Source organism: Vibrio sp. K4 (genome assembly GCF_051122595.1).
Classification (GTDB): Bacteria; Pseudomonadota; Gammaproteobacteria; order Enterobacterales; family Vibrionaceae; genus Vibrio; species Vibrio owensii.
In genome coordinates this window covers 936316-949890 of sequence record NZ_CP178578.1, presented here as the reverse complement: position 1 = coordinate 949890, position 13575 = coordinate 936316, and the positions used below count along the sequence as shown (strand labels likewise).

General features: G+C 45.9%; 8 protein-coding genes. 5 read left to right on the top strand and 3 right to left on the bottom strand.

What is annotated here, in order from left to right:
• Positions 1–144 precede the first annotated feature (144 nt).
• From ACLIIY_RS21775 to ACLIIY_RS21765, 3 genes are read left to right on the top strand one after another with little or no spacing between them, the layout of a single operon-like run.
• Positions 145–801 (top strand): TetR/AcrR family transcriptional regulator, encoded by a 657-nt coding sequence (locus tag ACLIIY_RS21775; RefSeq protein ID WP_027726685.1) that lies wholly within the window; start codon positions 145–147, stop codon positions 799–801.
• Positions 788–2116: an efflux RND transporter periplasmic adaptor subunit gene (locus ACLIIY_RS21770; protein WP_434529391.1), complete on the top strand. Its 1329-nt coding sequence runs from the start codon at positions 788–790 to the stop codon at positions 2114–2116. Before ACLIIY_RS21775 ends, ACLIIY_RS21770 begins: the two co-directional genes overlap by 14 nt.
• A complete protein-coding gene (locus ACLIIY_RS21765) occupies positions 2113–5214 on the top strand; it encodes an efflux RND transporter permease subunit (protein WP_434529390.1) in 3102 nt (1033 codons plus the stop codon). The genes ACLIIY_RS21770 and ACLIIY_RS21765 overlap by 4 nt, the downstream gene beginning before the upstream one ends.
• Before the next feature lie 688 nt (positions 5215–5902).
• Here ACLIIY_RS21765 and ACLIIY_RS21760 read toward each other — a convergent pair.
• The 3 genes from ACLIIY_RS21760 to ACLIIY_RS21750 all read right to left on the bottom strand — a co-directional run bounded on the left by ACLIIY_RS21760 (position 5903) and on the right by ACLIIY_RS21750 (position 10780).
• Positions 5903–6169, bottom strand: a complete 267-nt coding sequence (locus ACLIIY_RS21760) for a hypothetical protein (RefSeq protein ID WP_005429553.1) — start codon at positions 6167–6169, stop codon at positions 5903–5905.
• A 281-nt stretch (positions 6170–6450) separates the two neighbouring features.
• Complete coding sequence (locus tag ACLIIY_RS21755; protein ID WP_041056589.1) at positions 6451–9609, bottom strand: efflux RND transporter permease subunit; 3159 nt, start codon at positions 9607–9609, stop codon at positions 6451–6453.
• A 13-nt stretch (positions 9610–9622) separates the two neighbouring features.
• Entirely contained in the window at positions 9623–10780 is a 1158-nt protein-coding gene (locus tag ACLIIY_RS21750; RefSeq protein WP_009706355.1) for an efflux RND transporter periplasmic adaptor subunit, read from the bottom strand.
• Between the two features lie 589 nt (positions 10781–11369).
• Between ACLIIY_RS21750 and ACLIIY_RS21745 the strand changes: the two genes are divergently transcribed.
• Together ACLIIY_RS21745 and ACLIIY_RS21740 are read left to right on the top strand one after the other, a co-directional pair.
• The gene (locus tag ACLIIY_RS21745) at positions 11370–12887 is read left to right on the top strand and encodes a phospholipase D family protein (protein WP_434529389.1); all 1518 of its coding nucleotides are present in this window, start codon (positions 11370–11372) and stop codon (positions 12885–12887) included.
• 89 nt (positions 12888–12976) lie between these two features.
• The gene (locus ACLIIY_RS21740; RefSeq protein WP_434529388.1) at positions 12977–13564 is read left to right on the top strand and encodes a methyltransferase domain-containing protein; all 588 of its coding nucleotides are present in this window, start codon (positions 12977–12979) and stop codon (positions 13562–13564) included.
• Positions 13565–13575: the final 11 nt, after the last annotated feature.

Here is a 13575-nt window from a genome sequence, read left to right as displayed (position 1 = left end):
CCAACCTCCGTACTCTTGTTCCTGACGATTACCTTCTCCTTCACAAATTAATCACTTGATTAAATACTGATTAATTTTTCGCATGTCGTATAAGAAATCAGCGTCTTATAATTAATCAAATGTTTAATATCTTGAGAGACGATTGTGACGGAAGCTCATCGAAGGGCGGGAAGACCCACAGATAAAATCGACGCACGGGAGAAGCTGATTTTCCATGCGCGCGAACTCTTCACCATTATGGCTTACGACAAGGTGTCTACTCGCCTAGTCGCGCAGAAAGCAGGCGTGAACGTGGCGATGATTCGCTACTACTTTGGCAATAAAGAGGGCTTGTTCGAAACCATGTTGCGCGAAACGCTGTCGCCGATGCAAAAACAGATGCAGGCATTGATGTCCGACAGTAACGAGAAAAACTTCCTCGACTTAATGCGTACCTACTACCGCGAAATGATCAAAGCGCCACAGTTCCCGCGTTTGATTGCCCAAGTCATGCATATGCCTCCTTCAGAGACCCAACGCAAGCTGCTCGAAAAAGTTATCGCGGATATCAGTAAGCCAATGCAAGGCGTGATCTTTGATAAGTTGATCGACAGTGGCGTTTTACGAAAAGACGCCGACCCTCAACTTTGTCGCGTCTCTTACATCAGCTTAATGGTGTTTCCTTTTATGGCTCCACCCTCTTTGCTCGCCCTTCATGGTATCGAGCTCTCAGAAGCCTTCTTGAACCGATTATTCGAACACAACATACAACTGATGAAACATGGATTTTTAGACTCGGGCGACCAATATGAAAATGAATAAAAAGCTGCTGTTCTTTCCTGCCCTTGCTGTTGGGGTCGTCATTCTATTTTTAGCGATTAGCCTCAAACCAGATTTGCCCGTAAAGCCTGCGGGTGATCGTGCAAGACTAGTCGAGACGATTCCTCTTGAGCTGAGAGCGATTGCGCCTGTTGCTATCGGCTTTGGCAAAATCGCACCAAAAGTTGAATGGAAAGCGATAGCCGAAGTGACCGGCAAAGTGGTTTACCGTCATCCGCAACTGGAAAAAGGACAAGTGCTGCAAGCAGGAACGGAAATCTTGCGCATCGATCCACTCGATTACGAGTTGAAACTGGTTCAAGCTCAAGCCGATCTCAAATCTGCCCAAACCTCTCTGGCTAAGCTGAACCAAGAAGAAGCGAATCTCAAAAGCACCCTCAAAATAGAAGCCAACCGTCTGGTTATCGCCAACAAAGAGTTAGACCGTAAACAAAACCTACGTAAGAAAGGCCTAACATCTCAATCGGATGTAGATCAGCAAGAGCAAAGCGCGCTCTCTCAACGTAAGTTAGTGCTGGATATCGAAAACCAAATCGGTTTGATGCCAGATGAAAAGCGCGTCGCAGAAGCCCTAGTAAAGGTCAATGCATCAAAGGTGGACGAAGCGAAACGTTCGCTTGATAAAACCATTATCACCCTTCCTTACGACTTGCGTATTGCAGAAGTCGAAATTGAGCAAAACCAAGTGGTGAATCTACAACAGACCATGGTGACCGGACATGGTATTGATGTCATGGAAGTGGAAGCTCAGCTTTCCATTCATGACATGCAAACTTTGGCGGCGAGCATCGGTGAGTTTGTCCGTGATGAATCTGGTATTCCACAACCTGATATGAATGCGATTCATGCCAACATTGAACTCAGCAGCGGTAACCTCTCCGCAAGTTGGCCTGCAAAAGTTGCACGCATCAGTGAAACGGTTGATCCAAGCCAAGCGACTGCCGGTGTGATTCTGGAAATTGAACAAGACTACCGTGCATTAAACCCAACCTCTGCGCCGCCATTGGTGAACGGCATGTTTGTGCGAGCCTTGATTGAGGGGCAAGAGAATCCGAGTTGGGTCATCCCAGAGCGTGCGCTTCATGGCGATAAGATTTACCTGATGGGCGATGACAATCGTCTGCAAGTCGTGACGGTTGAAGTGTTATATCGCCGAAATAACCAAGTGGTGATCGATGGCGAATTGGAGCAAGGTCAGAAGCTGATCATCAACGATTTGCTGCCTGCAATTAACGGTATGCTATTGAAAGAGTCCCCTGAACAGTCCGAAGCGGCTATTGAGGAGTCTGATTCATGATCCGATTCTTCGCCAAGCACCCAACAGCAGCCAACTTGCTGATGCTAACGCTGCTGATATTGGGGATTTCTTCACTTTCCACGATTAAGCGGGAAACCTTTCCTGAGTTTGATCCGCCCTACATCCTAGCTGGTGTGGTTTACCCTGGCGCTTCCCCGCAAGAAGTCGAAGAGAGTATCTGTGTCCGAATGGAAGATGCTGTTGATGGCCTTGCTAACATTGAAGAAACGCAATGTGAAGCGATTGAAGGCTCCGCGCGTCTTATCTTAAAACTGAATGAAGAAGCCGACATCGGGCGCATGCTGGTCGACGTTCAAACTCAGATCAACTCGATTAATGACTTCCCACAAGAAATTGAATCTCCCGTTGTACAAGAGCTAGATTGGAATGAGCCAGTTGTGGATGTCGCGATCACCGCAGACACCACATGGCCAGAGTTAAAAGCTTACGCAGAACAACTTAAGCGCACGTTAAAGCTCGATTACGATGTGTCTTTGGTTGAAGTTGCGGGCTTCTCTGACCACCAATACCGAGTAGAGTTAGACACTCAAGCTATTCGCCAACTTGGCTTGAGTGTTGGTGATATTGCTGAGCAGATTGGTCGTCAGAACGTCAAGTTGCCAAGTGGTAATGTCGAAACGCCAGATAAGAACTTTCTGATCCGCTTTGACGAACGCCGCGTAACGCCAGAAGAGCTTGAGACTATCGTCGTGGGTTCAGGCCCAAATGGATCAATCATCCGTCTAAGAGACATTGCGACGATTACCGACCGATTTGAATTGGACGAACAGAAAGTCCTCTTTGATGGTCACCCTTCTGCCCTACTAAAAGTCAGCAAAAATAAAGAAGACGATGCACTGCGTATTAAGGAACGAGTTGCTCAATTTGTCGAAGAGCAACAAGCCATTGCGCCAGATGGTGTGATGCTACAAATGACTAATGACCTTTCATCCGTGCTTTGGGATCGCCTGACCATGATGGTCAAAAACGGTTGGCAGGGTATCATTCTGGTTTTCGCCACCATGTGGTTGTTCTTTAGTTTTCGCTACTCTTTTTGGGTTGCGGCTGGTTTGCCCGTTGCCTTCTTAGGTGGGTTATTTTTGATGGCGCAACTTGGCCTGTCCATCAACATCATGTCATTGGTCGGGTTACTCATGGCCATCGGTATCATGATGGATGACGCCATCGTTATTGCCGAATCGATCGCCGCTCACCTCGACCGAGGAGAAGAGATCGATGATGCCGTGATTAAAGGCGTGAAAAAGGTACTGCCGGGGGTGATTTCTTCCTTCCTAACCACGGTGTGTATTTTCGGTAGCTTGTTATTCCTGCAAGGTGAAATGGGTGCGGTACTTAAAGCGGTTCCTCAAGTTCTGATCCTCGTATTGAGCTTAAGCTTGGTGGAAGCCTTCTTGATTCTACCTAACCACCTTTCTCACTCCCTGCACAAACAAAAGCAAGAGCGAAAAACACCGAAGTTCAAACAAAAGCTGCTCGCTTCTTTTGAAAACTTCCGCAACACCACCTTGGTCAACGCTGTGGATAAAGTGGTCGAGTATCGCTATGCCTTTATGGGTGGTGTGGTTGCGTTACTTCTTATCTCCGCTGCCACGTTAGTAGGTGGTTTACTCAAGTTCCAACCCTTCCCTGAGTTGGATGGTGACATTGCAGAAGCGCGCATTATTCTTCCTCCGGGTTCCTCTCTGTCTCAAACGGAAGCTGTCGTCGATAAGATCGTCGCTTCCGCTCAAAAGCTAGATAAAGAATGGACAGAAAAAGTGGAAGACGGCAATCCATTGGTTCTGCACATCACTAGTCAATTCAATGCTAACGCCGACGCGAACGAATCTGGCCCTCACATTGCCACGGTACGTCTGGATTTGCTGGGCGCCGAGAGTCGTAACACACTCATCGATGAATTTATCGATGCATGGCGCGAAGACATTGGTGAACTTGCCGATCCTATCTCACTGGTATTTAAACAACCGACCATGGGACCGGGTGGACGAGCGATTGAAATTCGAGCGAAACATGATGATCTGGATGCGCTTAAAGCAGCTTCTATCGACATTCAGCAATACTTGAATGAGTTTGATGGTGTCCATGGCGTGTTGGATGACATGCGTATGGGTAAAGAAGAAGTCTTGGTTAAACTGCGTCCGGGCGCAGAAGCTTATGGGGTTAACGGCCAACTCATCGCCAATCAGTTACGTGCGGCTTTCTTTGGCCAAACCGCAGACGAAATCCAAGTTGGGGTAGAAAACATTTCCATCGAAGTTCGCCTCGATAAAGCACAAGCCGGTGACTTACAGCAATTGGCAAACTTCCCAATTATCTTGTCCGATGGTAGTCAAATTCCACTCGCGACCATTGCGACTTTGGATTTCCAGCGTAATTACGTAAGAATCCAGCGCATTGATGGCTTGCGCACTGTGAGCGTATTCGGCGATATCGACAATACGAAAGCCAACTCAACCGCCATTATTCGTCAGTTCCAACAGGATGAAGCACCAAAGCTTATGCAAAAGTATCCTGGTCTTCGCTTCGACTTTGAAGGCGAAGCCAAAGATACCGCAGAAACTGGCGCATCAATGGGTAAAGGCTTCTTGCTTGGTTTGTTTGGCGTGTTTGCGATTCTGAGTTACCAATTCCGCAGTTATTTGGAACCATTCGTCGTCATGCTTGCGATTCCCCTCGCCTTTATTGGCGTGGTATGGGGACACATCCTACTCGGTCACTCATTAAGTATGCCAAGTATGATGGGCTTCGTCTCATTAGCAGGGATTGTGGTGAATGACTCGATTCTGTTAGTTCAGTACATACGCCATCATGTCGATGAAGGTGATAATGTGCACGACTCGGTAGTCAAAGCCAGTCGCGAACGCTTTAGAGCAGTATTCCTGACATCAATGACCACTGCAGCAGGTTTGCTTCCGTTACTGACTGAAACCAGCCTGCAAGCACAGGTTATCCAACCGCTGGTGATCTCCATCGTGTTTGGTATTTTTGCATCCACTCTGCTGGTGTTATTTATGATCCCTGCCGCGTATGCCATTTTAGCTGACTTCGGCCTAGTCCATAAACACGAAGAAATCTAAAACGGACTGATAAGTAAACTTATCAAAATGAACAAGAGCGGCTTAGGTCGCTCTTTTTGTTTTCAGTGAAAAGCGTTAAAAACAACACAAACACTTAACAAATACAGGGTTATTATGTGGCATTAAGTGCAAATATGAACAATTGAGAATACGGTATGTCGAGTTTTATATAACCAACTCAAATGATCACCGTAGGATTTATGATAAGTTTTATTATCAAAAACGACATTTAGCACAGTATAAATACACACAGACAACACATTCACAATTTGAACTAACGATAATGAAATCATTGATTGAAGAATTAACATTTTAACAATGATTACAACAATGTTAACTTTAGCCTCGTTGGTCGCACTGGTGGTAAGCCTCTCACCAAGCCTATTGTCAGTATGATATGGACGTTCGGCCATCTCCAAAATGAATAGACACCCAATTTGGTGCCCTTTTTTCGCCCGTGAAGGTATTCTTCGCGGGCTTTTTTCTATCTGCCGTATTTCTCCTACTCAATTCCCAGTTTTAGCGCCCCCTCCTCAATCAACAGGCATAAAAAAGCCAACCCATTAATAGGTTGGCAAATAGAGCAACAAGGTTGACGCTGACTGCTCACTAACGTCGTGCTTGTATCGGATGCACTCTGGTTAATCACTCGTCCTTGTGACTAACACGTAATCTTTGTCGTCAGAGGTTATGACTTGGTTGCCTCTGTCTTCTGGCATTTGATCTTTACCAGTTGAGCTTGTTGTTCTTTGATGTGTTTAACAATGCGTTCATCGCGTTCATCAATAGCGTCCATGTTCATTTGTTGGATGTCCGCAACCGCCTCATGCTTCATTGTTGTAAATTCTTGACGTAAATCCGCACTCCACTCTTCTTTGTCTAGAGTGTTAGCAGCAGCGATTGGTGATGACATTACAGCAATAAGACCTAGAGTAGATAGAAATACGCTTTGCATAATAAGCTCCTTAGGGATTAGCAGTTCATTGGGTTGCACTCTATACATTGCACATAGAATGCCAACTTTTTAAACCTTTAATATCAACAACTTAAACAAAAGTTTATTTTTCTACCATCTGCTCAATGGCGAATTTCACACACACAGTGTTAAATTAACCAACGATATTTATGAACATTTAGCCATTCATCTAGCTTGTAGTATAGATAGTCCATTTCAGTTCGCCTAAGGCACAAAAAAAGCAGCCCGAAGGCTGCTTTAGATTTTCGCTTTAGGTGAAACTAGCTTTGCGTGCTTTCGTTGCCAACAGTGTTTGATGACTGTGATTTGAACTTACCTATCAAGCGACCAAAGAATCGTTTAATAATGCGGAAGATGTTTTTAATATCCTCTAGCATCAGGTACAAACAAGGTACCAGAATCAAGGTAAGGACAGTTGCAAACAGAACAGCAAAACCAAGCGCGACCGCCATAGGGATAACAAAACGCGCCTGCAAGCTGGTTTCAAACATGATAGGAAGTACACCAGCGAAGGTGGTAATAGACGTCAGCGTGATCGCTCGAAAACGAGCACAGCCAGCCTCAACAACCGCTTGCTTAATGCTCATGCCTTTTTCTCGCACTTGGTTAACGTAATCTGTCATCACCAAGGAGTCATTGATAACCACACCCGCTGCCGCGATTAAACCAAACGTCGACATCATGCTGATGTCCATATCCAACCAGAAGTGTCCCCAAATCGCACCCGTTAAGCTAAACGGAATTACCGACATGACGATAAGCGGTTGGGTGTAGCTCTTAAGCGGCACGGCCAGCAAGATGTATACGATGATCATGCCTGCAATGAAGAACATGATTTGCTCGTTACGCTGTGCTGCTTGCTCTTCGATGTCACCACCCAATTCCGTTTTCACACTTGGGAAGGCTTGCTTCATGTCTGGTAAGATGTTGTCGTCGATAACTTTCACGACTTCTTGAGGTTCAACCAACTCTTCATCTATAGAGCCATAGACATAAACGGTTTGATAACCGCCTTCACGACGAATGGTACTCACACCCGGTTGCTCGTTGATTTTCACCACATCACCAAGCATTACCTTCTTGCCTGCTGGTGTGGTAATCACAGCGTAACGTAGTGATGAGAAGGCTTCACGCGTCAGTTGCGGGTAACGCACCATGACCTTAATTTCTTCGCCATCGCGAATAATGCGCTGCGCTTCACCACCGTAGAAACTGCCACCTACTTGCTCTGCGATCATGGTGAGATCCAAGCCCAAATCATAAGCAACAGGAGCTAGTGATAGCAGTACCTCTTTACTACCAGAATCGATAGAGGAAGAGATATCGTACAGACCTTCCTCTTGCTGAAGTCGACCAATCAGGTAGCGACCTGCTTCGTTTAGCTCGTTAATGTCCGAACCAAACAGCAAGTAACCAAATTCATCACGGTCACCGCCACCTGCACTTTGCTCACGGATCTTAAAGCTCTTCATGCCCGGAATAACTGGCATTGCCTCACGCCAGCGACGTGCAAGTTCAAAGGTATTGAATGGGCGCAGTTCTTCATCTACAAGCGGCACAAGAATACGACCTTCAGTACGGCTGCGGTTGTAAGAAAGCACATCACGAATCATCCCCTGACCATGCTCATCAATGATCTGGTTTTCGATTTTCTGCATCACGCCTTCAATGGTTTTTAACGCATTGATGGTTTGCTCGCTCGATACCGTGTCATTCATCTCAATCGTAATCGCCGGATAATCCGTTGGTACTTTCGGGTTTGGAATCACACGAACATAGTTCGAGCTAACTAAAGCAGCACTAATCAGTAACAGACCACAGAAGAAGGCAAACACGGTCCAACGCCAATGGGTACAAGCTTTAACAAAGCTGCGGTAAGGACCATTAACAAAGCCGAAGAAACGCTTGTTGAAATTATCACGCCAACCACCCGCTTTGATTGGTGTAAAGTTGGTGTGTGCTAAGTGAGCTGGAAGGATCAGCTTAGATTCAATCAAGCTAAAGATAAGGCACAGGATCACCACACCCGCAATACCGTAGAAGAAGGCACTATCAATCCCACTTGAGAGTAGGAATGGGGCAAACACCGCTATCGTGGTTAACACACCAAAGGTCGCCGGAGTCGCGACACGCTTAACACCCGTCACAACGTTCTCAACACCACCACCCTTTTCTTCGATCTCACTGTAGGCACTTTCCCCGGTTACGATGGCGTCATCCACCACGATACCGAGCACCATGATAAAGGCAAACAAAGACACAATATTCACGGTGATACCCAGCATTGGCATCATCATTACTGCGCCTAAGAAACACACTGGTAGCCCCAACATTACCCACATTGCTAAGCGGAAACGAAGGAATACCGAGAGCATGATGGCAACCAAAGCGGCACCTTGAAGAAGGTTCTTCAACATCATGTCGAGACGACCATTTAGGTAGTAGGTCATATCGACGAGAACTTTCAGTTGAATGTCGTCAGGTAAGGTTTTGTTCTTTGCTTCGATGTAGTTACGAACGGATTCAGCAACTGGGATGATGTTTTGATCACGCGTGGCTTGAACCGCCATGTAGATCGCGTTTTGACCCGAGTATTCGAAGTAACGATCTTCTTCTGTGAAGCCGTCTTTAATCGTTGCGATATCTTGAAGGAGTACCTTCGCGCCATTCGCTCCTAGCTTAACTGGAATATTGCGAAACTCATCACCGCGGTAGTACTGGTTTTCAATACGAACTGCGATCATGCCTGCGTTGGTTTTTACTTCACCTGCAGAAAAGTTAGCTGAATAGCGACGAATCGCGTTACTCACATCACTTAACGTTAAGTCATATTTACGAAGAATCAGCGGATCAACTTCTATAGCAATCTCTTCTTCTGGTGCATTAAGATCCACCAGCATGACATTTTTCAGTTGCAGTAATTCGTCTTCAACTTGTTTAGCGATAGGTTTGAGCTCTTCCAGTGGTCTATCGCCCACCAAGCCCATTTCTATCACCTCTTGTCGCCATTCCACTTGATAAACGTTGATGGGTTCCATGCCTGCCGGCAAATTGGATAAGGTGTCTACCCGTTGCTTTACATCGTCCAGCACGCGTTTGATGTCGGCATTCACATCCACTTCTATCGATACATAAGCGCTGCCTCGAGAAGCTCGTGCCACGGTCTTTTTGATGCCAGTGACGTCTTTGATCGATTCTTCAACTTTAACCAAGATACTCTCTTCAATCTCTTGCGGAGAGGCACCAGGGTAAGCCGCTCGAATGTTGATGTAGTTAACTTCAACGTTCGGGAACATTTGTCGTTGAATGAACATGAAGCTCACGATACCCATCACGATGATGAACACCATCATTAGGTTCGCGGCGACAGAGTTATTCGCAAAATAGGCAATGATGCCCTTTTGTTGATTCTCTTCCATGATTGACTCCTACTTACTGTACGACGGTTTCGGAGTCGTCATTCTTTTTTGCGACTTGGACAGCCATACCTTTTTGCGGGTACTCAGGTAACGTCAGAACCAGCTTATCTGATTGCTCAAGACCTTCCCCCACAAGTAGGAACTCGCCCTCTGCACGAAGTACGTTAACCGTTCTAGGTTGCAGTTCGTTTTCGCCATTCACAACCCAAACGGTGCGGTTCTTAACTAGCTCCTGAGGGAGACGATAAATGTGCTTGAGCTCTTTACCGGTAAAGCTCACTTCAACATATGAACCAAACTTAATCGGTGGCTGATTGTTATCTAGACCATATGGGTCACGAACTTGAATCACCATATTGATCATGCGAGTCGCGCTGTCGATCATGCCGAGATCACGAACGACTTTGCCTTCACGAGTCGTCGATAGAATGCCTTGCTGCGTTACAGTCGCACGTAGTTCTTTCAAAGATTCAGGAAGGAATGCACTGTCAAAACCAGCGATAGGAACGTGGATCTCCGCCACTTCGATATTGTTCAAGGTTGCAACTCGAGAGCCGGAAGAGACAAACTGCCCCACACCGATATCACGCTCAACAACAAGTGCATCGTATGGCGCAATCACTTTACAGTTTTCTAGGTCACGGTTGGCTCGCTTCAACGCAGCTTGTGCAGACTTGACTTGCGCCTGAGCACTCAAGACATGAGGCTTACGTAAGTAAAGGTCTGTGACTTGTTTGTCGCTTAACTTTTTCGCTTGGCGTTTTGCGACTTCTGCTTTGGCTTGTTCCTCGATCAACGCAGCACGTGCACTTGCCAAGCCCGCTTCTGCTTGTAGAACAGCCGCTTCATAGTTATCACTTTCAATCGTGAATAACACTTCACCACGCTTTACGATTCCACCCGTCACAAAATTTGGGTGCCAACTGATCACTTCGCCGCTAACTTGCGCTGCTAGGTGCGTTTTTTCGAATGGACGCATTTCACCGTGACTGGTGATAACAACTTTATGATCGGTAGGAAAAAGTGAAGAGGTTTGTACTGTGGGTTCAGTAATGGTGTCTTTGATTGACTCTTTTTCGGGCGCAGTAGCGGCAATCGCGGCATAACCCGCATAAGAACCACCAACTACGACGAAGGGTAACAGCCAACGTAATACTGGTTTTGCTAACATCAAAAATCCTTTTTTATTTTTGTATTCTCCTGTTCATCCTCGTCAGGCCTTCGCCTTAGAGCTGAATTAACAAACGGAACGTTCGATAACCCAATCTCCTACTCCCCGCGGACAAACAGTGAGTGTTTGCATCTGAAATAGACAACTTTATAAGAGCGCCGTGCTTCTGCTGTGTTTCGCGATTATCAATCACAAAAGAACTATCCATGGCAAGTTAATAAAATTAACAAAAACTTAACCATCTCCGCAAGTTACGACCTCTCACGCTCACTGTTTATACGCAATCGTCATGCCAAACGTTTACTCTTTAAATATCAATAAGTTAGGCTAAATTGGTAATTTCTCTCAGTGCAGTGTTGGTAATTACCACCAGATATTAGTGATATTGACCATTTCTGAGTAAAACATAAGTAAAAAACATGATATTGTCCGCCCGAATAATATGCTTTCCAAAAACCATATCGAGTCATTCAGATTCGGTTGCTTTATTGAGAAATCTGCGACTTGGCTACAATCACTCGCGTTACCCAGATTTAAAGCTTGATATATAATCAAAGAGTTACGTTGTGTATTAACAAGGAAGTGTGCATTGCTACGTTCTCTCTCTAAAGCCTTACTCAGTTCAATGCTTGTACTTATCTCGGCTTGCTCCTCAATTCAGCCAAGAGATCCAAGTGAGAAATCCACCAGTTTTCAGTTCGGATATCAAAGCGACTCATCGTTGGCAGAGTTCTTTGAAAGTTACGACAAAGACCCTAACTCAGATACTGGCTTTTACCCTCTTAATCAGGGAAACGACGCGCTATTAGCTCGAATAGCACTGATTGAATCTGCCGAAAAAAGCCTAGATTTGCAGTACTACATCTATCGCAGTGACGAGACCAGTCAACTAATGACGTGGCGTTTGTATGAAGCAGCACAACGTGGCGTACGCGTTCGCCTACTTCTAGATGACATGCAAAAGCGAAATGATGCAGGAATGGCAGAACTGAACGCTCACCCAAACATCGAAATCCGACTGTTTAACCCACACCAATATCGAGATGCGCGTGTATTTGCATTGGCAAGTGACTTTGACCGCCTTAATCGTCGCATGCACAACAAGGCTCTGATTTCCGATAGTGTGTCTGCCATTGTCGGCGGCAGAAACATTGGCAATGAATACTTCTCCTTCGAGTCCAATGTCGAGTTTGGTGATTTCGATTTGATGCTATATGGCGAGGCCGTGACGCAAACTGCTGACCAGTTCGATTTGTATTGGAATAGTCTCTATGCCATCCCAATGGAATGGATTGTGCCTGAGTCTGAAAAAGTGGCAGACGATGCGATTCAAGCGCAAGTGAAAAAGCTCAAATTGGAAGAGAAGTTTTCTACTGGTCCCTATAACTTCAAAGAGTTAGACCTGTATGAGGAGCTCCAACAAGGCAAACTGAACCTGTATTGGGGACAAGGCCAAGTGTGGTTCGACTTACCCGATAAGATTGCCACCCAAAAAAGCCAACTGGTCGCGAACTTAGGTGAACTCCTTGAGAGCGTTGAAGATTCTTTTGTTCTAATTTCCCCTTACTTTGTGCCGACAGAATCCGGAACAAAAGCTCTGACTGATGCGGCAAAACGAGGGATAGATATCACCATCGTGACCAATAGCTTGGCATCAAACGATGTATTTGCTGTGCACGGTTGGTACGCCAAGTACCGTGAAGATTTGGTCAAAGCGGGCATTAAACTATGGGAAGTAAAAGCCAGCGCGAAAATCAAAAGCAAATGGAGCTTAACCGGTAGCAGCCGAGCGAGCCTGCACGCCAAAGCCATGATGATCGATGGGAAAACCTTGTTTGTAGGTTCGATGAACTGGGATCCACGTTCGGCTGAGCTCAATACAGAGATGGGCGTAGTTATAGAGCAACCAGAGTACGTGCAAAAACAACAAACCGTTTTGCCAGAGCAGTTGAAAGAAAATGCCTATCAACTCATCATCAAAGATGGTGATATCGCATGGATTGATCAAGCAACAGGCGAAGAATTTGATTCAGAGCCAGAAGCCAGCGTGTGGAGAAAAATGGGTGCTTGGTTCTCGGGCATTCTGCCAATCGAGGATCAGCTGTAGCTTCCCTTCGAGGATAAAGTCAACAAAACTAAATCAAAACGCTATTCAGGCACTGAGTAGCGTTTTTTACACATAAGAAAGGAATCTCAATGTCAGTAACATGGAACGATTACTATCAAAAGGTTGCGAGCCAACCTCACCGACCAAACGTAGAACGTGCCGCCAATCTGCTTACGCTCGACAACAAAATCGCCATTGATGCAGGATGCGGTACCGGTCGAGATTCGAACTACCTCCTCAATCAAGGCTTTACCGTTTACGCGTTTGACACTCATCAAGATGCAGTGGAAACTTGCTTGACGCGTTTCGAAGGCAATCCTAACTTTTCCATATCGCAGTCTTGCTTTAGTGACTTTGATTACCCGCCATGCAGCTTGTTCATTGCCAGTGCGAGTTTGTTCTTCTGCCCTAGAGAGCACTTTGAAAGCGTGTGGCAGAGAATCGATTCAGCCTTAGTCTCCGGTGGTGTTTTTTGTGGGGATTTACTGGGCATGAAAGATTCTTGGGTCAAAGCCAAAACGCATCCAGACATCAGTGCGTTCACCAAAGAGCAAGTCGAAGCATTGTTTGAAGGGTATGACATTCTCCACTTCCATGAGCGGGATGAAGATGGCAGCACTGCTCTCGGCAATGCAAAACATTGGCACATGTTCAGCGTCACTGCGGTCAAACGTTAATTCGTTACTCT

Bases quoted from the DNA above. Each gene is read 5' to 3' on its own strand.
- ACLIIY_RS21770 (WP_434529391.1), top strand. From the start codon at position 788: ATGAAAATGAATAAAAAGCTGCTGTTCTTTCCTGCCCTTGCTGTTGGG.
- ACLIIY_RS21765 (WP_434529390.1), top strand. From the start codon at position 2,113: ATGATCCGATTCTTCGCCAAGCACCCAACAGCAGCCAACTTGCTGATG.
- ACLIIY_RS21740 (WP_434529388.1), top strand. From the start codon at position 12,977: ATGTCAGTAACATGGAACGATTACTATCAAAAGGTTGCGAGCCAACCT.
- ACLIIY_RS21750 (WP_009706355.1), bottom strand. From the start codon at position 10,780: ATGTTAGCAAAACCAGTATTACGTTGGCTGTTACCCTTCGTCGTAGTT.
- ACLIIY_RS21755 (WP_041056589.1), bottom strand. From the start codon at position 9,609: ATGGAAGAGAATCAACAAAAGGGCATCATTGCCTATTTTGCGAATAAC.
- ACLIIY_RS21760 (WP_005429553.1), bottom strand. From the start codon at position 6,169: ATGCAAAGCGTATTTCTATCTACTCTAGGTCTTATTGCTGTAATGTCA.